Annotated in this window: 24 protein-coding genes; 21 read left to right on the forward strand and 3 right to left on the reverse strand. The window is 59.9% G+C overall.

The annotated features are described in order from the left end of the window. On the reverse strand, positions 1-1,229 hold a 1,229-nt coding region (locus BM063_RS13485; protein WP_092040145.1), incomplete at its 3' end, for an ISNCY family transposase. 176 nt (positions 1,230-1,405) lie between these two features. Here BM063_RS13485 and rlmN point away from each other — a divergent pair. From rlmN to spoVM, 7 genes are all read left to right on the forward strand, one after another. Further along, positions 1,406-2,446, forward strand: a complete 1,041-nt coding sequence (gene rlmN / locus BM063_RS13490; protein ID WP_092040007.1) for a dual-specificity RNA methyltransferase RlmN — start codon at positions 1,406-1,408, stop codon at positions 2,444-2,446. A gap of 55 nt (positions 2,447-2,501) precedes the next feature. After that, positions 2,502-3,254 carry a Stp1/IreP family PP2C-type Ser/Thr phosphatase gene (locus tag BM063_RS13495; protein ID WP_092040147.1) on the forward strand — a complete coding sequence of 251 codons (753 nt, stop codon included), beginning with the start codon at positions 2,502-2,504 and terminating at the stop codon, positions 3,252-3,254. Positions 3,255-3,283: 29 nt separating this feature from the next. Next, a complete protein-coding gene (gene pknB, locus BM063_RS13500; protein ID WP_245752282.1) occupies positions 3,284-4,921 on the forward strand; it encodes a Stk1 family PASTA domain-containing Ser/Thr kinase in 1,638 nt (545 codons plus the stop codon). Between the two features lie 115 nt (positions 4,922-5,036). Continuing rightward, positions 5,037-5,921 (forward strand): ribosome small subunit-dependent GTPase A, encoded by an 885-nt coding sequence (rsgA, locus tag BM063_RS13505; RefSeq protein ID WP_092040013.1) that lies wholly within the window; start codon positions 5,037-5,039, stop codon positions 5,919-5,921. Further along, on the forward strand, positions 5,915-6,598 hold the full coding sequence (gene rpe, locus BM063_RS13510; RefSeq protein ID WP_092040016.1) for a ribulose-phosphate 3-epimerase: 684 nt from the start codon (positions 5,915-5,917) through the stop codon (positions 6,596-6,598). The genes rsgA and rpe overlap by 7 nt, the downstream gene beginning before the upstream one ends. Before the next feature lie 130 nt (positions 6,599-6,728). Next, the gene (locus BM063_RS13515) at positions 6,729-7,382 is read left to right on the forward strand and encodes a thiamine diphosphokinase (protein ID WP_092040018.1); all 654 of its coding nucleotides are present in this window, start codon (positions 6,729-6,731) and stop codon (positions 7,380-7,382) included. 180 nt (positions 7,383-7,562) lie between these two features. Next, positions 7,563-7,646 (forward strand): stage V sporulation protein SpoVM, encoded by an 84-nt coding sequence (gene spoVM / locus BM063_RS18350; protein ID WP_143085365.1) that lies wholly within the window; start codon positions 7,563-7,565, stop codon positions 7,644-7,646. Positions 7,647-7,899: 253 nt separating this feature from the next. On the opposite strand, the gene rpmB is transcribed toward spoVM, so the two are convergent. After that, complete coding sequence (gene rpmB / locus BM063_RS13525; protein WP_092040023.1) at positions 7,900-8,088, reverse strand: 50S ribosomal protein L28; 189 nt, start codon at positions 8,086-8,088, stop codon at positions 7,900-7,902. A 172-nt stretch (positions 8,089-8,260) separates the two neighbouring features. Here rpmB and BM063_RS13530 point away from each other — a divergent pair, with 172 nt between their 5' ends. The 9 genes from BM063_RS13530 (at position 8,261) to coaD (ending at position 17,274) form a co-directional block, all read left to right on the forward strand. Beyond that, positions 8,261-8,626 carry an Asp23/Gls24 family envelope stress response protein gene (locus tag BM063_RS13530; protein ID WP_092040026.1) on the forward strand — a complete coding sequence of 122 codons (366 nt, stop codon included), beginning with the start codon at positions 8,261-8,263 and terminating at the stop codon, positions 8,624-8,626. A gap of 48 nt (positions 8,627-8,674) precedes the next feature. Next, a complete protein-coding gene (locus BM063_RS13535; protein WP_092040150.1) occupies positions 8,675-10,315 on the forward strand; it encodes a DAK2 domain-containing protein in 1,641 nt (546 codons plus the stop codon). A 15-nt stretch (positions 10,316-10,330) separates the two neighbouring features. Beyond that, positions 10,331-11,185, forward strand: a complete 855-nt coding sequence (locus BM063_RS13540; protein ID WP_092040028.1) for a DegV family protein — start codon at positions 10,331-10,333, stop codon at positions 11,183-11,185. Between the two features lie 76 nt (positions 11,186-11,261). Then, positions 11,262-11,921 (forward strand): L-serine ammonia-lyase, iron-sulfur-dependent subunit beta, encoded by a 660-nt coding sequence (gene sdaAB, locus BM063_RS13545; RefSeq protein WP_092040031.1) that lies wholly within the window; start codon positions 11,262-11,264, stop codon positions 11,919-11,921. A 27-nt stretch (positions 11,922-11,948) separates the two neighbouring features. After that, complete coding sequence (gene sdaAA, locus BM063_RS13550; protein WP_092040034.1) at positions 11,949-12,839, forward strand: L-serine ammonia-lyase, iron-sulfur-dependent, subunit alpha; 891 nt, start codon at positions 11,949-11,951, stop codon at positions 12,837-12,839. Further along, positions 12,836-14,884 carry an ATP-dependent DNA helicase RecG gene (gene recG / locus BM063_RS13555; RefSeq protein ID WP_092040038.1) on the forward strand — a complete coding sequence of 683 codons (2,049 nt, stop codon included), beginning with the start codon at positions 12,836-12,838 and terminating at the stop codon, positions 14,882-14,884. The genes sdaAA and recG overlap by 4 nt, the downstream gene beginning before the upstream one ends. A gap of 86 nt (positions 14,885-14,970) precedes the next feature. Continuing rightward, positions 14,971-15,288, forward strand: a complete 318-nt coding sequence (locus BM063_RS13560; RefSeq protein WP_092040043.1) for a hypothetical protein — start codon at positions 14,971-14,973, stop codon at positions 15,286-15,288. Between the two features lie 914 nt (positions 15,289-16,202). Further along, the gene (rsmD, locus tag BM063_RS13570) at positions 16,203-16,763 is read left to right on the forward strand and encodes a 16S rRNA (guanine(966)-N(2))-methyltransferase RsmD (RefSeq protein WP_092040048.1); all 561 of its coding nucleotides are present in this window, start codon (positions 16,203-16,205) and stop codon (positions 16,761-16,763) included. A 19-nt stretch (positions 16,764-16,782) separates the two neighbouring features. After that, positions 16,783-17,274 carry a pantetheine-phosphate adenylyltransferase gene (gene coaD / locus BM063_RS13575; protein ID WP_092040050.1) on the forward strand — a complete coding sequence of 164 codons (492 nt, stop codon included), beginning with the start codon at positions 16,783-16,785 and terminating at the stop codon, positions 17,272-17,274. Here coaD and ylbJ read toward each other — a convergent pair. Next, positions 17,271-18,527, reverse strand: coding sequence for a sporulation integral membrane protein YlbJ (gene ylbJ, locus BM063_RS13580; RefSeq protein WP_245752279.1), 1,257 nt, complete (start codon positions 18,525-18,527; stop codon positions 17,271-17,273). The two genes, coaD and ylbJ, sit on opposite strands and share 4 nt — an antisense overlap. An 89-nt stretch (positions 18,528-18,616) precedes the next feature. Here ylbJ and BM063_RS13585 point away from each other — a divergent pair, with 89 nt between their 5' ends. The 5 genes from BM063_RS13585 (at position 18,617) to fapR (ending at position 21,982) form a co-directional block, all read left to right on the forward strand. Further along, complete coding sequence (locus tag BM063_RS13585) at positions 18,617-19,435, forward strand: patatin-like phospholipase family protein (RefSeq protein WP_092040058.1); 819 nt, start codon at positions 18,617-18,619, stop codon at positions 19,433-19,435. 7 nt (positions 19,436-19,442) lie between these two features. Further along, entirely contained in the window at positions 19,443-20,549 is a 1,107-nt protein-coding gene (locus tag BM063_RS13590; RefSeq protein ID WP_177199167.1) for a SepM family pheromone-processing serine protease, read from the forward strand. A 12-nt stretch (positions 20,550-20,561) separates the two neighbouring features. Next, positions 20,562-21,065: a YceD family protein gene (locus tag BM063_RS13595; RefSeq protein ID WP_092040065.1), complete on the forward strand. Its 504-nt coding sequence runs from the start codon at positions 20,562-20,564 to the stop codon at positions 21,063-21,065. 32 nt (positions 21,066-21,097) lie between these two features. Further along, positions 21,098-21,271 (forward strand): 50S ribosomal protein L32, encoded by a 174-nt coding sequence (gene rpmF / locus BM063_RS13600; protein WP_092040153.1) that lies wholly within the window; start codon positions 21,098-21,100, stop codon positions 21,269-21,271. Positions 21,272-21,412: 141 nt separating this feature from the next. Continuing rightward, positions 21,413-21,982, forward strand: a complete 570-nt coding sequence (gene fapR, locus BM063_RS13605) for a transcription factor FapR (protein ID WP_245752281.1) — start codon at positions 21,413-21,415, stop codon at positions 21,980-21,982. Position 21,983 lies beyond the last annotated feature (1 nt).

Here is a 21,983-nt window from a genome sequence, read left to right on the forward strand (position 1 = left end):
CATGGGTGATTGGGAGCAGGCTTACGAGGTTTCGTAACGCCTGCCTTTTCTTTTTCCGGCTTCGAAGCAGGCTTTCGAACCGGTTTTTCCACCCGCTTGACGAACAGGATCTCCCCGCTATGCTCGATGCACACCGAACCGTCCAGGGTCTGGCGAACCTCCACCTCCGTTTTGAGCGGAAGGATGCGGTCGGATACGATCTTGTACGTGTGTCCTTGGTACGAGATCGTTTGACCCGAACCCACTTTCCGGTATACCCCCCGGTAGCAAAGGATGTGCTTCAGGGCGCGGGGGTGGGTGTAAGGGACGAAGGCAGATTCTTTTTCAGCCGGTTCCACGGCGAACAGCCGATTGTGTTTTTCGATCAACTCGGGCAGAACCTCGTTTCCTTCGTCGACGGAGCCGACCTTTCGTAAACGGAGCTCAATGATCCAGCGGTCCTGTGTCGTCTGGAAGCATCGCTCAATCCGGCCCTTAGCTTGTGGAGACAGGGCTTTGATATGCTCGATCCCCAATTCCTCCAGGGCCAGTCCAAACTGCGTTTTTTGGGGACTGAGACCCGCCAGCTCCTGTTTCACCGTCAATGTCTCGTTGGGGGACTCGAAGATACGGTGGCGATCGGTATAGACAGCGACAGGAAGGCCATGCTTTTGGATCACATCCGTGAGGAGACGGAAATAGCCTGTCAGGTCCTCCGTGGGTTGGAACCGGGCCGCCAGGATGGCACCGGTGGCATCATCCACCGCTTTCAACAACACGCAAGGCTCTCCCCGGTCTTCAAACCAGGCATGGGGGCTGGCATCGAGGTGAACCAACAAGCCGGCTTGCGGTTTTCGCGGCCGGGGACGATGGGCTTTGGGGGGACGGCGTTTGCGTGCCGGTCGGATCCCGGCGGAGCGCAGGACTCGCCGCACGGTGGAGGGACTGACCCGGATGCCCTCGTACTCCGCCAGCAATTCAGCAAAATGATGGTCGTTGGATCCTTTATACCGTTTGCTTTGGTACAACTCCACGATAGTGTGTCGCAGGTCTTCCGACAAGGCATGCGCCGGTTTTCTACCCCGGTTCTTATGTACAATCCCTTCTTCCCCCTCCTGAAGAACCCGGGCTTTGATCCGGTACACCTGACGAACGCTGAGCCCCAACAGCATAGCGGCTTCACGAGTGGTGATCTGTTGATGAAGGAGACGTTGGATGACAGCCAATCGTTTGACTTCTTTTCTGCTCATGGTAATCGTCTTTTCTCCCATAACTGACATTTTCTCAGACGCGTTATGGGATGACAATATCACAGACGCACAACATCCCCGGCGGCCGCACTTTTCATTCGGCCAAATCACTGTTATAATAATGAAAGTTTTGGTGAAGGCGTTGATCCGCCGAACACCGCGGATGGAGACGGAAAATGAAACCTGTTGCTTACGGACTGAACACGGACCATTGGAAAAACTGGATGGATCAACAAGGCCAGCCGTCATGGCGAGCGGATCAGGTCATGAACTGGCTTTTTCAAAAGCGGATCACGGATTTCAAAGAAATGACCAACCTGCCCCGCGATCTCCGCCTTCGATTGGCGGACTCGTTCACCCTGGATCCGCTGACGCCTCTTGAAGTCCAGACTTCCCGGGACGGAACGGTGAAGTTCCTGTTTGGGCTCCGGGACGGACATGCGATTGAAACGGTGATCATGCGCCACCGTTATGGAAACAGCGTCTGTGTGACCACCCAGGTCGGGTGCCGCATCGGCTGCACCTTTTGCGCCTCGACCCTGGGAGGGCTGAAGCGCAATCTGGAGGCCGGGGAGATCGTCGCCCAAGTGGTGGCCGCCCAGCGCTTTCTCGATCCGAAGGGGGAGCGCGTCCGGACGGTGGTTGTCATGGGTTCAGGCGAACCCTTCGAAAATTATGAGGAAACCATGCGGTTCATCCGGGTGATCAACGATCCCGGAGGGCTCCGGATCGGCCAGCGGCACATCACCGTATCCACGAGCGGCGTCGTACCCTGTATCCGAAAGTTTGCCGAGGAAGGGCTGCAGGTGGGTTTGGCCGTCTCCCTGCATGCCCCGAACAATGAGCTCCGGTCCAAACTGATGCCGATCAACCGCCGATATCCTTTGCCCGAACTGATGGATGCTTGTCGGTATTATCTGGAGCTTACAGGGCGGCGCATCACCTTCGAATACGCCCTGATCGGCGGTCGAAACGACGGGGAGGAGCATGCCCACGAGCTGGGGCAACTGCTCTCGGGGATGAAATGTCTGGTCAATCTGATTCCCGTCAATTTCGTGCCGGAGCGAAACCTTCAGCGGACTCCGCGGGAGCAGATCTTGCGTTTTCAGCGAATCCTGCAGTCCTACCGGGTCAACACGACCATCCGCCGGGAACACGGGAGCGACATCGATGCGGCCTGCGGCCAGTTGCGGGCCAAGCGGATCGGGGTGCTGTAGACACCCTCTCAATTGCAATAAGAGGGTTGGAGGCGTGGAGAAAGGAGTTGCCGGCATGGAAACAGCATGGCGCACGGACAAAGGGAAGGTACGTCCGCACAATGAGGATGCCGTTGAATTGTTCAGGACGGATTTTGGATCGCTGGTTGCGGTGGTCGCCGACGGCATGGGAGGTCACCGGAGCGGCGAAGTGGCCAGTCGGCAAGCGGTGCAGGTGATCCGGCGTGAGCTGCGCTCCCTTTCCCCCGATGCCAGCACGGAGGAGCAGAAAAAGCGGCTGTTGGACGCGGTGGTGAAGGCCAACGCGGAAGTGCACCAGTTGGCCTCCGGAAACGAAGAGTACCGCGGGATGGGGACGACGGTGATCGCCGCGGTGGTGAGCGAGTCAGAAGTGGTTCTCGCCCATATCGGAGACAGCCGGGCATACATCCTTCACGACGGGGGACTGTACCAGCTGACGGAGGATCATTCGCTGGTCAACATGCTCCTGAAGCACGGCCAGATCACCGAGGAGGAGGCCCGCACCCACCCCCACCGCAACATGATCGTCAAGGCTTTGGGAACCAATACGGAAGTGGAAGCGGACATCATCGTCACTCCCTGGGAAAAGGAGGACATTCTCCTGATTTGCTCCGATGGACTGACCGGCATGGTGGAGGAACGGGACATCGGTCTGGTCCTGACATCGGATGTTTCCTTGTCGGAACAGGCGGACAAACTGATCCGGTTGGCACTGGATGCGGGAGGAACGGACAACATTTCTTTGATCCTGATTAAAAATGCAGGCGGGACGACCCCGTCATCGTAGCTCGGAGGAGGAGCGGGATGACCATGTCGATGGAAGGGAGAAAGCTGGGGGGAAGGTATGAGATCCTCTACCGGGTGGGCGGCGGCGGCATGGCCGTGGTGTACAAGGCGAAGGATCTGCTGCTCAACCGCTACGTGGCCATCAAGGTGATGAATGAATCGCTCAGCAACGATACGGAGTTTATCCGGCGGTTCAGCCGGGAAGCGCAAGCGGCCGCCAGTTTGTCTCATCCCAACGTGGTGAACGTCTACGATGTGGGTCGGGAAGGACATATCCATTACATCGTGATGGAATATGTGGAGGGACCGACCCTTAAAGAATACATTCAGGAAAGCGGTCCGCTTCCTCCCGAGGAAGCGGTTTACATCGCAACCCAGATCTGCGATGCACTGGCTCACGCCCACGACAATCAAATCATCCATCGGGACATCAAACCCCACAACATTCTTCTCGGGTATAACGGCCGGGTCAAAGTGACCGACTTCGGAATCGCCCGGGCGGCCACTTCTTCCACCATCACCCAGACCGGGTCGGTGATGGGGTCCGTTCACTATTTCTCGCCGGAACAGGCCCGGGGTGGAGTCATCGGTGAAAAATCCGATCTCTATTCCCTCGGGATCGTGATGTACGAGATGGTGACGGGAGAGCTTCCCTTTGACGGGGATTCCGCCATCGGCATCGCCCTCAAGCATTTGCAGGAACAGGCGGTGGAACCGCGGCAGCTTCGTCCCGATCTGCCGGACGACGTGAACCGGGTCATCCTGAAGGCTTTGGAGAAGGATCCGAATCAGCGGTTTGCATCCGCCCGGGCGATGATGCAGGAGCTCCAATATATCCTCCACGGGATGGATTTGCCTCAGCCCGGCTGGGTGCAAAACGCCTCCCGAATCAGAGAGGAGGAGGCGCGAAAGCCGGCTCCGAACCGGGAAGAGGAGGCGGAGATTGCCTCGAAGGAGCCTCGCGACATTCCCCCTGTAGGAGAGAAAACCCTTTCCCGCCTCGAACGGCTCCGTCATGCGCCGGCGGATAAGGAGAAAACCCTCCTGCAGCGGACGGTCGTCTGGCTGGAAAATGCCCGCGCCAACATGCCCTGGTGGCAGAAGGTGCTTTTCGGAATGTTTACTTTTGCCGTGATCATCACCCTGTCGATTCTCGGATTCAACGCGGTGATGGGCATTTTCACCGGCGGCGATGACACTCCCCCCGCCAGCGCGAATCCCAACACGGTGAAGATGGCGGATCTGACGGGGAAGCAGCTGGATGAGGCGAAAAAATGGCTGAAGGACAATGGTTTCGGGACCCCCAAGGTCAAAGTGGAACAGAACGGGAAGTATAAGCACAATGAAGTGATCGATCAAAGCCCCTCACCGGGGGAACGGGTGGTGCCGAGGAAGACCCAGGTCACCCTCACCGTCAATTCGACGGAGAACATGATCGAGGTGGACAATTTTAAGGGGCTGTTCCAGTCGCGGATTCAGAGCGAGTATATGAATAAGGGATACCATATCGAGTTCCGATGGTGGGACTTCGGAGTGGAAAAGGGAAAAGCGTGGGCCCAGGATCCCGCTCCCGGTGAGTATGTGAAACCCGGGGACACGGTTTACGTTTGGATCAGTGTTCCGGGAAAAAACATCCATCCGCCTCCCGGACGGGATGATGATGACTGAGGAGATGATCTCCGCCGGCGGCCATTTCAGGCGGGGATCATTTTCGCGGTCCGTCGTCCATGGACTTTCTCCTGGAAGGGATTGACATCAGCATCCGGGGCGAAGGAGGTTGTCTATGCCGGAGGGACAGATCGTACGCGCGGTGGGCGGTTTTTTTGACGTGCGCACGCCGGAAGGGGACATCCGGTGCCGGGCGCGCGGGATATTCAAGAAGAAAAACTTGTCGCCCCTGGTGGGGGATTATGTGATTTTCGAAAGGACGGGACCGGAAGAGGGGGTGGTGACGGAGGTCCGGCCGCGCCGCACAGAGCTGGTCCGGCCGCCGATCGCCAACGTGGAGCAGGCGGTGGTTCTCTTCTCCCTTCGGGAACCTCCCTTTCAACCGGTGCTGCTGGATCGCATCCTTGTCCACTGCGAGCGGGTGGGGCTCCGCGTGTGCATCTGTCTGACGAAACTGGATCTGGTTCCGGATCGGTCGGAAGTGGAACAGATTGCCAAGATCTACACTCCCGCCGGGTACCGGGTGGCAGCCACCAGCATCCGCACCGGCGAGGGCGTGGAGCAGGTGAAGGAGTGGTTGAAGGACACCTTGTCCGTCTTCGCCGGCCCCTCCGGGGTGGGCAAATCCTCCCTGCTCAACGAAATCCTTCCGGGCCTCAGGCTCCGGACGGGGCAGGTGAGCGCCAAATTGGGGCGCGGCCGCCACACCACCCGCCATGTGGAGATCATCGATCTTCCCGACGGCGGCCGGGTGGCGGATTCCCCCGGGTTCAGCCGGTTGGATTTCACCGGGCTGGAGGAAACGGAATTGGGGGATTATTTCCCCGAGATCCGGGAGCACGCCGTCCATTGCGCTTTTCGGGGATGCCTGCACCGGGATGAACCGAACTGCGCCGTGCGGGAGGCGGTGGACAAAAGGGAGATCGATCCCGGACGCTATCGAAATTATCTTCAATTTTTGCAGGAAATCATCGAGAATCGGAGGTTCAAGAAATGGTAAAAATCGCGCCCTCCCTGTTGTCCGCGGATTTTTCCCGCCTGAAGGAGGAGCTGGCAGAAGTGGAAGCGGCGGGCGCCGATTGGATTCATGTGGACGTGATGGACGGGCATTTCGTTCCCAATCTGACCATCGGCCCCTTGGTGGTGGAGGCGATCCGGCCTCACACGCGCTTGCCCCTGGATGTGCACCTGATGATCGAGGAGCCGGACCGCTACATTCCCGCCTTTGCCAAAAGCGGGGCGGACTGGATCACCGTCCATCAGGAGGCCTGTCCCCATCTTCACCGGAGCGTGTCCCTCATCGCGGAGCAGGGAGTCAAGGCGGGGGTGGCGATCAATCCGGCGACGCCGGTTTCCCTGCTGGAGCCGATCCTTCCCTACGTCGATCTCGTGCTGGTCATGACGGTCAATCCCGGATTCGGAGGGCAGAAACTGATCCCCACCGCCCTGAAGAAAGTGGAAGAGGTGAGAAGGCGGCTGGAGGATCTGGGCCGGACCGACGTGGAGATCGAGGTGGACGGCGGGATTCATCCGGGGAACGCAGGGGAAGCGGCTGCGCTGGGAACAACGGTTCTGGTCGCCGGATCGGCGGTTTTCGGCGCACCGGACCGCGGGGAAGCCATCGCCGCGATCCGATCGGCGGCGGAAGCGGGGAAATCCGTCCGTCCCTCCGGATGAGCTTCTAGGTCCGGAAGAAATCTTTCGCCTCCCGGGGGTGAGGCCTGCATCAATCCCTCCTCGGTGCGAGCCCTTCCCCGGGTTTGGGCACGGCCTTCAAAGCCAGTTTTTTCGTTGGCGGTGAGATGCGATGCAGCCTCGAAGTTCCGGCCGGGTGGTGATCGTGACCGGCGGCGGAGTGGATGCGGAAGATTTGGAGGAAATCCGTCCGCGGGAGGATTTTTTGATCGGGGTGGATGGCGGCCTCCATGCCCTCCTTGAAGCCGGCCTCCTTCCCCACCTGGCGGTGGGCGATTTTGATTCGGCGGGGTTGGAGATGCACGAGAAACTTGCACGCATGGGGGTTCCCACCGAGAAACTGCCCGCCGAAAAGGACGTGACGGATACGCACTTTGCCGTGATGGAAGCCCTTAAACGGCGTCCCGAATCCGTCCTCCTCCTGGGAGCGGTCGGCACGAGGATCGATCACACGTTGTCCAATCTGTTCCTCCTGGAGACGGTGGAACGGGAAGGGGTGCGCGGGGAAATCCGCAACCGTCACAACCGGATTCGCCTCCTTCGCGGCGGATCCCTTCGGGTGCGGAAAAGCCGTTACCGCTATCTTTCCCTGCTGCCTCTTTCGGACACTGTGTCGGGGGTGACCCTCACCGGCTTTCGTTATCCTTTGACGGAAGCGGTTCTGCGAAGGAGCGATTCCCTGGGCGTCAGCAACGAGCTGGTGGAGGAAGAGGGGGAGATCAGGCTCCGATCGGGAATGCTCTTTGTCATCGAAAGCCGGGACTGACCTTTCGCCGCGCGAAAAGGGCATTCAGCCAGGCGGGCCGCCTCGTCCGGGAACGGACGAGGCGGCCCGCGGCTCTTTTCGCCCTCCTGCCATCTTTCAGGCACACATCGGCGGATTCCGCATATATATAAGTGAGCGGATGACGGTCGGGTCGACGACATCTGGCAAGGAGGGGTAGGGGTGAAATTTTACACCATCAAACTTCCGAAGTTTCTCGGCGGGATGATCAAAGCCCTGTTGGGGATCTTCAGCAGGGAAAAATGAGAAGCGGCGGTGGACGTGCGAAATCGCCCAGAAAACACCTCCTGCGGCATCCCGGATCTCGATGTGGAGCGACGCCGGGACATGGCGGGTGATGTCCTGGGAATCCGGGCCCGATCCGCCGGGGGCGCGCTGGGCGATTTTGGCATGTTCAGACCAGGTTGGGGCAGGCGGCCTTTTTTCTTTCTGTTTCCGATTGGACGGGATTTGGCGCACCGGTGCGGTGCGCTTTATTTAATGAAAAAACCCGTCGTCATCAGACGCGGGTTACTTTTCCCGATTTGAGGGCTTTGGTGCTCACATACACCCGTTTCGGCTTGCCGTCAACGAGGATGCGAATCTTTTGCACGTTCACGCCCCATTTGCGCTTCGATTTCCGGTTGGAGTGGCTCACCCTGTTGCCGGTGTGCCCCTGTTTTCCGGTAATGTAGCAGCGGCGCGCCATCCGACTCCACCTCCCGTCCGATATGTGCAACAACACCATCATATCTTAACACAGATTCTCCTCCCTTGCAAGGATGCGTAACCTTCAGTATGATAGGTGTGGTCATGTTTTTTCCTATGATCCCGTGTTGTCGAATCGTTTTACCATGCTCCCACTCCAAGGAGGAATCGCGATGGCGGTTGAAATGTCCACCTCCCTCGGCCGCATTGACGTGTCGGAAGAGGTGATCGGCACCATTGCGGGTGCCGCGGCGATGGATTGTTACGGACTGGTGGGAATGGCTTCCCGAAGCCAGTTGAAGGACGGAATTTCCGAGTTGCTCGGATGGGAAAATTTGAACAAGGGAATTGAAGTGCGCACCGAGAACGGAGAGTTGGTGGTCGATCTCCACATCATTGTCAGTTACGGCACCAAGATCTCCGAGGTGGCGCACAACGTGCAGTCCAAGGTGAAGTACACCCTGAACCAAATGGTCGGATTGACGGTGAACCGGGTCAACGTCTTTGTTCAGGGTGTGCGTCTGGTGAATGAGGATTGAGGGGGATACGGTTTGACACACAAGATTGATGCGGCTTGCTTTCATCGGATGATACGCGGCGGCGCCCGTTTCCTCCGGAAAAATGAGGAGCGGGTGAACGCATTGAACGTATTTCCGGTTCCGGACGGCGACACGGGCACCAACATGAACCTGACGCTCTCCTCGGGAGTGAGGGAAATGGACAAGGTTCCCTCTTCCTCGCGGGTGGGCGATTTGGCGGAAGCCCTTTCAAAGGGCCTCCTGATGGGGGCCAGGGGCAATTCGGGGGTGATTTTGTCCCAGCTCTTTCGCGGTTTTTCCAAGGCAGTGGCGGGTAAGGAGACCATCGGCGCCCGGGAGCTGGCAGAGGCGTTTAAACGGGGCGTCGATATGGCATACAAGGCGGTCATGAAACCGGTCGAGGGGACCATTCTGACCGTTTCCCGGGAAGCGGCGGATATGGGGGTGATCCGTTCCCGGCAGACGGAGGATCCGGTGGAAGTCCTGGCGGAAATGTTGTCCGGGGCCCGGAAATCCTTGGAGAGGACGCCCCAACTGCTGCCGATCTTGGCGGAGACGAATGTCGTCGATGCCGGCGGGCAAGGATTGGTGTATATCCTGGAGGGCTTTTTGTCCGCTCTCCGGGGAGAGGAGATTTCAGGGGACGACTTTTTCGACGACAGGGAGGACGGCACCCTCGCCTCCGTCGCCCACGGCGAGACGGCCCAGTCGAAGATCGATCCGGCGACGATCGAACATGGTTACTGCACGGAGTTCATCATTCGCCGAAAGGATGCGGGAACCTTCGACGAGGGGGCTTTCCGGGGAGAGATGGGCGCCTTCGGCGATTCCCTGCTGGTGATTGTCGATGACGAATTGGTCAAGGTACATATCCATTCGGAACGTCCCGGCGATGTCCTGAATTTCGCCCAGAAGTTCGGCGATCTGACGAACATCAAGATCGAAAACATGCGGGAACAGCATGCCCATTGGTCGGGTGCCGACGCGCCCTCGAAGCGGGAGACGGTATCCCCGGAGCCGGCGGCGGAGCGCAAGGACCACGGCGTCGTTGCGGTGGCTTCCGGCGAGGGAGTTGTCAAGATGTTCCGCAGTCTGGGCGCCGACGGAGTGATCGAGGGCGGCCAGACGATGAATCCCAGCACGGAAGACATCGTGAAGGCGATTCGGGGTTTGTCCGCCGATCACGTGTTTGTCCTTCCCAACAACAAGAACATCATCATGGCCGCGGAGCAGGCGGCGGAGCTGGTGGATGTCCCGGTGACGGTGCTCCCGACCCGCACCGTGCTTCAGGGCCTGACGGCGCTGATCGCCTTTGATCCCGATGCCGATGCGGAGAGGAACCGGGAAAAGATGATGAAAGCGCTCGAGGGCGTTCGCTGCGGCGAGGTCACCTATGCGGTGCGGGATTCCCAGGTGAACGGCCATTCGATCAAGGAAGGGGACTTCATCGGAATCTACGAAGGAAAGATCGAGACGGTCGGCGGAAGCCTGATCGCCACTTCCAGGGACCTTCTGCAGAAGATGCTCGCCCGGGGCGGGGAACTGGTCACCATTCTGTATGGAAAGGACGTGACCGACGCCCAGGTGAAGGAATTGTCCGATTTTCTGGCGAGAAACTATCCCGATGTGGAGAGCGAAATTCATTACGGAGGTCAGCCGCTGTATTTCTTCCTCATCACCATCGAGTAGCGGGAGGTGCTCCACGTGGGCCGAGTGAAAGTGATCACGGACAGCACGGCGGATATTCCCGCCGAATTGATTCGGGAACTGGACATCGGAGTGGTGCCCCTGAAGGTGCATATGGGGGGGACCTCTTATCTTGACGGCGTGACCATCAAAGCGGAGGAGTTTTACCGGAAGCTGCGCGAGTCCTCGGAACTTCCGACCACATCCCAGCCGTCGCCGATCGATTTTGTGGAGGCGTATCGGGAAGCGGCCAAGGAGGGAGACACGGACATTTTGTCCATCCATCTTTCTTCGGCCCTGAGCGGCACCTATCAATCGGCCCTCTTGGCCAAGTCGATGGTGGAAAACGAGTTCAAGGTGACGGTGCTGGATTCGAAAAAGGCCTCCTTTGCCATCGGTCTGATCGTTGTGGAAGTGGCCCGGGCGGCCAAGGCCGGGAAGTCGATCGATGAGTGCGTCGCCCTGGCCAACCGGATGATCGAGAAAGAGCAGGTCCTGTTTTTGGTGGACACGCTGGATTATCTGCAGAAGGGGGGAAGGATCGGCAAGGCAGCGGCCCTTGTCGGATCGCTGCTGAATATCAAGCCGATTCTCTCCCTCAGCGATCAGGGGGAAGTCTGCCCCGTCGACAAGGTGAGAGGCGGGAGCAAGGCGGAGGCCCGGGTGTTCGAATTGCTTCGCGAGAAAGTGGCGGCCGGAAGCCGGGTGATTGCCGGAGTGGTCCACGCCGAACGGAAGGCCAAGGCGGAGGAATGGGCCGACAAATTGAGAGAACTATATGAGGTGAAGGAATTGACGATCACCGATGTGGGCCCGGTGATCGGCACCCACACGGGCCCCGGCGTGGTCGGCATCATCCTTTATGCGGAATGATTCCGCAGGGCAAAGCGCAGTTGATGGCTCCCGCCGCTTTGTGACCGGGACGGGGAGTCGGTGGGGAGGGAAATGCATGAAATATCGTTCGGTGTTTGACATCATCGGCCCGGTGATGATCGGTCCTTCCAGCTCCCACACGGCGGGGGCCGCCCGGATCGGCCGGGCCGCCCGGCGATTGTTCGGGAGAAAGCCCGACCGGGTGTTGGTGACGCTGTACGGCTCCTTTGCCAAGACCTACCGGGGGCACGGCACGGACATCGCCCTGATCGGCGGGGTGCTCGATTTTGACACCTTCGACAAGCGGATCGTGAAATCCCTGGAAATCGCCCGGGAGCAGGGGATCCGGGTGGAGTTCCGGGAATCGGAGGAGGTGCCCGAGCATCCCAACACGGTTCGGCTCCGCCTGGAAGACGGGCGGGGAGCGATGGAGGTGGTCGGCGTTTCCATCGGGGGCGGCAAGATGGAAATCGTGGAGTTGAACGGTTTCGAACTGAAGATGACCGGCAACTCCCCGACCCTGCTCGTTCCGCACCAGGATCGTTACGGAGCGATTGCCGCCGTCGCCGGGGTCCTTGCCCGGCATCGGATCAACATCGGGTATATGCAGGTCTCCCGCAAGGAAAAGGGGTCTGAAGCCCTGATGATCATCGAGACGGACCAGCCGGTGGAGCAGGAGGTGCTGGATGAGATCGCCGCCCAGCCGGGGATCGAGGGGGCCACTCTGTTCGCCTGAATGTCGTGTCCGAAAGGAGACGGGTGTATGAGATTTCGAACCGTAGCTGAGCTGGTGGAGATTGCCGAGTCGGAGGGCATTCCCATCTCCGAAGTGATGATCCGCTCTGAAATGGAGGCGACGGGACAGACCCGGGAGCGGATTATTAAAAAAATGGAAGAAAGCCTGGAGGTCATGGAAAAGGCCATCCGCCGCGGCCTGGAGGAGGAGGTTCGCTCCCGCAGCGGATTGACGGGCGGAGACGCCCGCCGCATCGATCAATACCGAAGGAGCGCCAAGGTGTTGCTTTCCGGCAGCCACGTGCTGGATGCCGTCGCCAAGGCGACCGCCACCTCCGAGGTGAACGCGGCGATGGGGACGATCGTGGCCACACCGACGGCCGGTTCCTGCGGCATTCTTCCGGGGTGCGTATTCGCCGCGGCGGAAATTTTGGGAAGCGACCGGGAGCAGATGGTGCGCGCCCTGTTTGTCGGCGGAGCCATCGGATATGTGATCGCCAACAATGCGTTTATCTCCGGAGCGGCGGGGGGTTGCCAGGCGGAAGTGGGTTCCGCCACGGGAATGGCCGCTGCGGCGGTGGTGGAGATGGCCGGAGGAACGCCTTCCATGTCGGCGGAGGCGGTGGCCATCGCATTGAAAAACATGCTCGGCCTTGTGTGCGATCCCGTGGCCACGTTGGTGGAGGCTCCCTGCGTCAAGCGCAACGCGATGGGAGCGGCCATCGCCATGGTGGCGGCCGACATGGCCCTGGCCGGCGTCCGGAGCGTGATCCCCACGGATGAGGTGATCGAGGCGATGTACCGGATCGGTCGCGATATGCCGGTGTCGCTGAAGGAGACGGCCTTGGGAGGGCTGGCGGCCACCCCGACGGGTCGGGCGCTGGAGCGCAAGATCTTCGGGACGCCGACGAAGGAATGAAGTTGTCGGAAATCCCCGTCACCCAAGTGGCCGGCGTGGGGGAAAAGCGGGCGGAAGATCTGCACCGGTTGGGGATTGAAACGGTGGAGGATCTTTTGACCTATTTTCCCTTTCGGTACGATGACAACCGGTTGACCGACCTGAAAAGGGCCGGCCACGGGGAGCGGATCACCGTCCGGGGGGAGGTGTTCGGGGAGACGAGCATTCGCTGGTACGGCAGGAAAAAGTCCCGCCTCAGCGGAAAACTGATGGTCGACGGTCTCCCCATCACCGTGATCTGGTTCAACCAGCCCTTTTTGCGGGACAAGCTTTTGCCCGGCAAGACGATCATCGTCGCCGGCAAGTGGGATCGCCGCCGCTTGCAGCTCACTGCGGAACGCACCCTGCTCGATCCCCGGCGGCAGGGGTTTGAAGCGGACCGATTGGCTCCCGTCTATTCCGTCTCCGGATCGATCAAGGTGCAGTGGCTGCGGAAAGCCATTCATCAAGCCTTTGTCCAGTTTGGACGCCATATTGAAGAGCCTCTCCCGGAAGCGCTGGTCCGTCGATACCGCCTGATGGATCGGGCGAAAGCCATGTATCTCCTCCACTTTCCCCGGGGATGGGAAGAGGGGAGGCAGGCCCGGCGCCGGATGGTGTACGAGGAGCTTTTTTTGTACGAACTGAAAATCATGGCTTTAAGGCGCCGGATCCGACGGGAATCGAGAGGGATTGCGCGCAAGCTGGACCGGAAACGGATCGAAGCGTTTATCGACGCCCTTCCCTTTCCCTTGACCCGTGCCCAACGCCGTGTGGTGGATGAGATTCTGACCGACATGGCGAAGGAGGAGCAGATGTACCGCCTTTTGCAGGGGGATGTGGGATCGGGGAAAACGGTGGTGGCGGCGATTGCCTTGTATGCCAATCATCTGAGCGGCTATCAGGGCGCCCTGATGGTGCCGACGGAAATCCTGGCGGAACAGCATGCCGAAACCCTCGGAAAGCTGCTGGAGCCCCGCGGGGTGCGCGTGGTGACGCTGACGGGGCGCCTGTCCGCACGGCAGAGGCGGGAAGTTCTCAGGGATATCGGCAACGGATCCGCCCACGTGGTGGTGGGAACCCATGCCCTGATTCAGGAGGGGGTGGAGTACCACCGGCTGGGCCTGGTGATCACCGACGAACAGCACCGTTTCGGCGTGAAGCAGCGCGCCCGCCTGCGGGAAAAAGGGGAGTCTCCCGACGTGCTGTTCATGACGGCGACCCCCATTCCTCGCACGCTCGCAATCACCGCTTTCGGCGAGATGGATGTCTCCGTGATCGACGAGATGCCCAAGGGGAGACAGCCGGTGGAGACGCATTGGGTGAAACCCGATGTGTGGCCCCGGGTGATCCGGTTTATCGGCGAGCGGTGCCGGTCCGGGGAACAGGCCTATGTGATCTGCCCGCTGATTGAAGAGTCGGAAAAGATGGATCTGCAGAATGCCCAGGCCCTTTATGAAGAACTGACCAAAGCGCTGGCGCCCCTCCGGGTCGGACTGCTTCACGGCAAAATGGCGCCGGATCACAAGGATGAAGTGATGCGCCGCTTTGCGGCGGGGGATGTGCAGGTGCTGGTTTCCACCACGGTGGTGGAAGTGGGCGTCAACGTGCCCAGAGCGACCGTCATGGTAATCTATGACGCCGACCGCTTCGGGCTGGCCCAGTTGCATCAGCTTCGCGGCCGGGTCGGACGGGGCGGCGGCGAGGCGTTTTGCATTCTCGTGGCCGACCCGAAGTCGGAGACGGGCGTGGAGCGCATGCGGATCCTGACGGAAACCGTGGACGGGTTTGAGATTGCCCGAAGGGACCTGGAGCTGCGGGGCCCCGGGGAATTTTTCGGCGTGAAGCAGAGCGGAATGCCGGAATTCCGCATTGCCGATCTGTCCCGGGATGAGCGGATTTTGGAAGTGGCCCGGGCGGACGCCTGGGAGCTCGTGTCCCGCTCGGACTTTTGGGAGCGGAAGGAATGGGCGCCGCTGCATGCTTTCCTGAAAAAGGAAGGTCTGGACAACCCGAGCCTGGATTAAAGGCGTTTTTTCGGGCCGATATCCAAACCCCTTTTTCCTCCCGTGCATATTGTGCAGGGAGACAAAAACCAGTTGGGGGCTTGGGAGTGAAACCGGAAGCGAACGCCTTGTACGAAGAAGCGGCGCAGTATATCAACCGGGTGTTGGGCCGCAGAGCGGTAAGCGTCCGCCGCATCCATCGCGTGATCGAACAGGCGAAGCAGGTTCGCCGCTCCGGCGGGGCTTTCGCTCTGCTTCATTATTCGACGGAGTTGGTTCACCGTTTGTTTGCGCCGGATGAGGTTGAAAAGTTGAAGCGGTCGTCCCGGTACGGGGAACTGGCCCGCCGATTGATCGATTTGATGGTTGAGGAGCGGGTCATCACCCGGCGGGAAGCGATGATGTTGAAGCGGGCGGTCCGTTGAGGACGCCCGAAGGGCGAGGAGAGGAAGTTTGCGGCAGGGCGACGGCCCGGCGTGTTGCCTTGCCGACGAAGCCAATACGGTTCGGGAAGGGAGGGGAACGTCTCCTTTGAAAAAAAAGAGGCAAGTGGTTCGTCCGCAGGTTCCCGGCATCGACCGGCCTCCTCGGTTCCAAAGGGGACGGGAAGCCGACCGGTTTTCCCCTCCGCCTCCTTTTTTTCCGGAAAAATTCCCCGAAGGGGGTTTACCTTGGATTCCGCGGATGGATGAAGCGTCTCCCCCAGATTTTCCGCGTCAGCGGGGGGAGCCGGCGCGGGATTTCCATTTCCGGGATTTGTGGGAGTGGGAGATGGAGATTCCTCCCCCGGATGAGTGGGAAGCGCTTTTCGACAGGGATGGGGAGGAAACGGGGGAAGGGAGAAAGAGCGCCCCGGAACCGGGGGGCGGAACCGGGCGGTTTCGCCCGAAAAATCCGTTTTCGCGGAAAGCAAGGCCGGTCCAGCCGTTGGAAAGCGTGGAAAAGCTGTCTCCTTCCTTTGATGAAACGGAAGTGCTGGACAATATGTGGACCCGTTCGCTCTTGAGGGGAAAAAGAAGGAGGAGTTGAGGCCCGCCGAAGATTCGGCGGGCTTTTTTCAAAAAAAATCGGCTCCCGAATGCTTCGGGAGCCCATGGTATCCGCCCGGAGGCGGATACTGTATGGGAGAGGAGAAACCGGAGGAAGAGCTTATGGGGAAACTTAGTCTTCGCGGTGACGGCATCCTCCTGTGCCGTCGCTACTATCTTTTCCCATGAAGAGGGAATATATACATTGTCATGTTATTTTTTGTGATCAGGGTGAATCTCTGCCGTTTTTCTCCCGGGGGTCTTTTGTGGTAGGATTATTTATGTTCAATCCGCCGCGGGGGGTGGTGGGGATGCGCGTAATTGCCGGCTCGGCCCGCGGCATCCGGTTGAAAACGGTTCCCGGAAATCGCGTTCGGCCGACGCTGGACCGGGCGAAGGAAACCCTGTTTCAGGTGATCGGCCCCTATTTCGACGGAGGCTGGGTCCTGGACCTGTTTGCGGGCACGGGCTCCCTCGGCATCGAAGCCCTGAGCCGGGGGTGTGACCGGGCTGTCTTCGTCGACCGATCCCGGGCCAGCGTGCAGACCATCAGGGACAATTTGCAAAAAACCGGTTTCATCGAGCGTTCGGAGGTGCATCGGGAGGACGTCCGGAGCGCCCTACGGAAGCTGGTTCGGCGGGGGATCCGGTTTCGGCTGGTTTTTTTGGATCCTCCCTACCGGGAGAACCTGCTTGTGCCGGTGCTGAAGAAAGTCGCCGAAATTTCCCTGCTCCGGGAAAACGGCATTGTCATCGCCGAACACGACTTTCGCCTTTCCCCGCCGGATCGGGTTGCTACGCTTGTGGCCTATCGGCGGCTGACCTTCGGAGAGGCGGCCATCACGCTGTACGCTCCGGACGCGGACGAATGAAACAAAGGAGTTGGCGAACATGAGCATTGCGGTGTATCCAGGCAGTTTTGACCCGATTACATACGGACACCTGGACATTATCCGAAGGGGAAGTCGGGTCTTTGACAGGCTGATCGTGGCCGTGCTGCACAATGCCTCCAAGAAGCCCCTTTTCACCTTGGAGGAGCGGATGGAGTTGATCCGCGAGGTGACGAAGGGGATGCCCAATGTGGAGGTGGACAGTTTCGACGGACTGTTGGTGGATTATATCCGCTCCGTCAAGGCCGACGTCATCCTGAGGGGGCTTCGGGCGATTTCCGATTTCGAGTACGAACTGCAAATCGCCTCCATCAACCGGGAGATGAACAAGGAAGCGGAAACGTTGTTCATGATGACCAACAACAAATATTCTTTTCTCAGCTCCAGTATTGTCAAAGAATTTGCCAAATACGGAGCCGATGTGGGTGAATTGGTTCCCGACGTGGTGAAAAAGGCCCTGATGATCAAGTACGGTCATCTGCCGAAGGATTAACCGGCTCTGCGAAGCGCCGCCGCGGTTCGCCGGATCCATCGGATGGCGGTCGCGACGACGATCATCCCGGTGAGCAGAAGGAGCGCCCTACCGCCGATGTGCAGGAACCGTTCCAGCATGGAGGTCCATCCCGCTTCCGGAACTTGCTGCAAAAAGGCCGGGATGGCGGCGTCGGACAGGAGATATTGATGAACGGGATCCCAAATGATCAGGGTGATCAGGCCGGCGAGGACCCCGTGCAGAAGCCGGGCGAAAAAATAGGGCGTGTAGCGGATGTCGGTTTTGCTCAGGATGCTGGCCACCTGGGCGTGGACCGAAAGGCCGCTCCAGGCGGTGACCACGCCGGCGACGGCGATTTTGTAGACCATGTCCACCGTTTCCGGGGCGACGCTGGCCCTTTGGGCTCCCAGAGTGATTTCAAAGGTTCCGGTGATCAGGGCGGGTGCCAGTTCCGTCGGGATCTGCAGAAGGGAAAGCAACAGGCCGAGAAAGCCGGCGAGCAGCTCGGTGACCCCGATTTTCGTCAAGACGTCGGTGATGACGGAGAACATGATGATGTATCCTCCGACGAGGAGCAGGGTTTGGATGGAGGAAGTGACGGAGTCTCCCATCAGCTGCCCCAGGCTGCGCCCGTCCTTGAGCCGGGCCTGGTGCATGGCCCGGAACGCTCGCAGGAGAAAGAAGGATTGATCGCTGGGAACAGGCGGTGTGGAATCCCCGCGCGGATCGTGAAACCGCATCGCCAGACCGACCAGCAGGCTGGAAGTATAGTGGGCGATGGCGATCACCACGCCGAGGGAAACGTCGTGGAAAAATCCGACGGCCACGGCGCCGAACATGAACAGGGGATCCGCGGTGTTGGTGAAGGAAACCAGCCTTTCCCCCTCGGAGCGGGAGAGCAATTTCTGCTCCCGAAGGCGGGCCGTCAGTTTGGCGCCGATCGGATAGCCCGATGCCAGTCCCATCGCCATGACAAAGGCGCCCGTTCCGGGAACGCGGAAAAGGGGGCGCATGAAGGGCTCCAACAGAACTCCCATAAAGTGAACGACGCCGAAACCCATCAGGATTTCCGATGCGACAAAAAAGGGGAGCAGGGCGGGAAAGACCACGTCCCACCAGATTTTCAGCCCCTTCAGGGCCGAGTCGAAGGCCTGCTCCGGATACAAAAGAAGCGAGAGAACCAGGAAAGCCGCCACTGTTCCAAACAGGATCGTTTTCAAATGATTTCTGTGTACAGACGTCCTGGGTTGCACCTTCTTTCCTCCCGTTCTTGCAGTGTTTGATAACATGTCTACGCGACGGGCGACGGAAATAGACCGCTCGTCTATCCTGCGGGGGGAGAATGTACCTTGGGGAAAAAGGGGGGAATTTTTTGTCACGGCCAAAAGTGGGGCTCGCTTTGGGGTCGGGGGCCGCGCGCGGGTTGGCCCACATCGGGGTGTTGAAAGTGCTGGAACGGGAGGGTATTCCGGTTGACATGATCGCCGGAAGCAGCATGGGCAGCCTGATCGGGGTGGTTTATGCCAACGGGGCCGATCTGGACATGATGGAACAGCTGGCGATTCATCTGAAGCGGAACCAGTGGCTCGATTTCACCCTTCCGCGCCGCGGATTGATCACCGGCGACCGGATCCGGGAACTGGTCCGGCTTCTCACCCATGGAAAAAACCTGGAGGATCTGCGCATTCCCACATCCGTGATCGCGACGGATTTGACCAACGGCGAGCGGGTGGTCTTCACGACGGGGCCGATCGACCTGGCGGTGCGGGCGAGCGTGTCGATTCCGGGGATTTTTGAGCCGGTGGAATGGGAAGGACGGACCCTGGTGGACGGGGGCGTCATCGACCGGGTGCCGGTCTCGGTGGTCAGGGAAATGGGGGCCGACGTGGTGATTGCCGTCGATGTGATTCCACCGGCGGGCGGGCTTAAAATCCGAAATATTTTCGACGTGATTGCCCAATCCTTAGAAGTGATGGAAAGGCAAATCACCCATCCGCAACTTTTGACGGCCGACGTGGCCCTCCATCCCGATCTGTCCGACATCAGTCCGACCGCGTTCACCCGGGTGGATGTGTGCATTCGCCGGGGGGAGGAGGCCGCCCTCGCCAAACTGGATGAAATCCGCCGGGCAATCGGCGGTGACGGCCGTCCTGAAAGGTGAAATCGGGATGAACCGCAGAAGATGGGGAATTCTTGGGCTTGCCGTCCTGCTCATCGTGACGGCCGCCTGGTTTATACCTGCCCCCTATTTCGTGCTTCGCCCCGGCACGGCGGTTCCCGTCCTGCAACTCGTCGACGTGGCCGGGGGAAATTTTCGCGAGAAGGGCCGGTTTTTGCTCACCACGGTGAGCGTCAGCGAAGCAAGCGCGCTTCAATGCCTCTTTGCCTGGATGATTCCCGGAAGCAGTCTGGTGCCCAGGGAGAAGTTGCTGGAGCCCGGGGAAAGCCCGGATGCATACCGCCTGCGTCAACGGGAGTGGATGCTGCTCTCGCAACAGAACGCCATCATCGCCGCCTTCCGCCACGCGGGACGGCCGGTCGAGGAGATCCTCCTGGGCGTGAAGGTGCTTCGGACCTTGTCCGGCATGCCCGCCGAGGGCGTCTTGGCTTCCGGCGACCGGATCGTGGCCTTGGACGGCCGCCCGATCCGAACCGTTCCGCAACTGCTCCGGGCGCTGAAGGGAAGGCGGGAGGGGGAAGCGATCCGCATCACCCTGTGGCGGAAGGGGAGAAAATTGGAGAGGACGCTTTCATTGGTCCGCTTTTCCCGGGCCGAGGGAGGACAGGTGGGAATCGGCATCGTTCCGGTAACGGAGCGCCGCGTCCAAACGAAGCCGGCGGTCCGCATCCGGGCCGATCACATCGGAGGCCCCTCCGCCGGGCTGATGTTCGCCCTGGAAATTCTCAACCAGTTGACACCCGAGGATTTGACGCGGGGGTTGAAGATCGCCGGCACCGGAACCCTTTCCGCCGAAGGGGAGGTGGGCCAAATCGGCGGGGTGGAACAGAAGGTGATGGCCGCGGAACGGGAGGGTGCCGATCTCTTCTTTGTTCCCGCCGACGTCCGCCCCGGGGATTCCAACCAGTCCCGGGCGGAGGCGGTCGTGCGGAAGATCGGCAGCCGCATGAAAATCGTCCCCGTCCATTCCCTGGAGGAAGCGGTCGGCTATTTGAAACGCTTGGGGAAAGAGCGGGCGGAAGCGCCGAACATTGACACACCCGCCAACTTGGCATATAATAACCCTGTTTTGATGGCCCGGGCGGGTGCCCTGTGAGGTGTATAAGCCATGCGTCTCTATCTGCCGGAAATAGTTCGGGCAAACAAGCCCTTGGTTCGCGAGGAGACGATCGAGTTTGAGGGGATTGAGCGGGAAGTTCCTCAGCTGGTCAGGCTGGATCCCGTACGGGTCCGTGTGAAGGCCTTGGAAGAGAACGGTCTCTTTCACGTCAGCGCCGAGCAGCGGGCCCGGGCGGTTCTCACCTGTTCCCGCTGCCTGTCCCCCTTTGAGAAAACCTTGTCGGGGCAGTGGACGCAGGTGTTCACGAATCGGGCGGACCGGGCGGAAGAAGGGGAGATCTGCTTCGTCGAGGGAGATCACATCGACCTGACTCCCTATGTCCGGGAAGCGGTTCTTCTTGAGATTCCCTACGCTCCTGTCTGCCGGGAGGAGTGCAGGGGTCTTTGTCCCGAGTGCGGCGCGGATCGGAACAGGGAGACCTGTTCGTGCCGCACCGAACGGATCGACCCCCGGCTTGCCGTCTTGAAGGAGCTTCAAATCCCCGAGGATTGACGGGGCTTTTCAAACAAGGGGAGGTGATTGAGGTGGCGGTACCTTTCAGGAGAACGTCCAAAACGCGAAAGCGCAAGCGTCGCACCCATTTCAAACTGTCCGTTCCGGGGATGGTGCGCTGCCCCCAGTGCGGCGAGTGGAAACTTGCCCACCGGGTCTGCAAGGAGTGCGGTTATTACAAAGGCGAAGAAGTGGTGGAGAAGTGATGGAATCGGGGAGCCGGAGCACAGGCCGGCTCCCCGATTCTTTTTGTGAATCTCCGGCGCTTGTTTTTCAGGGTGGTTTTGTATATACTGAATTGGGACTTGGTATTAACACGTGGTCCTAAAAGGGTGGTGAGCCCGGCAGTGCGACTCCCCAAAAAGGAGCGGCAGCGGCAGTTGAAACTGGCGCTTCAAGCCAACCCTTTCCTTACGGATGAGGAGATGGCCCGGAGACACGGGGTCAGCGTCCAGACCATCCGACTGGACCGGATGGAGCTGGGGATACCGGAACTGCGCGAACGGATCAAGGATATGGCCGAGGGCAATTTTGACCGGATCCGCTCCCTGGCTCCGGAAGAGGTGATCGGCGAGATTGTCGATCTTCAGCTGAATCAAAGCGGCGTATCCGTGCTGGAGATTCGCGAAGAGCACGTGTTTTCCCGCAACCGGATCGCCCGGGGGCATCACCTGTTTGCCCAGGCCAACTCCCTGGCCGTCGCCGTCATCGATGCGGATGTGGTGCTCACCGCCTCGGCGGCGATCCGGTTCGTAAGGCCGGTGCGCCTGGGGGAAAAGTGCATTGCCAAGGCCCGCGTCGTCAAATCCACCCCTCACCGGATCCAGGTGGATGTGGAGACCTTTGTCAACGAGGAAAGGGTGTTTCAGGGAGTGTTCGACATGTACCGCGCCAGGGAGGAGAAAGGCAAGAAGTGAG

The sequence above is a fragment of the Planifilum fulgidum genome (assembly GCF_900113175.1).
Classification (GTDB): Bacteria; Bacillota; Bacilli; order Thermoactinomycetales; family DSM-44946; genus Planifilum; species Planifilum fulgidum.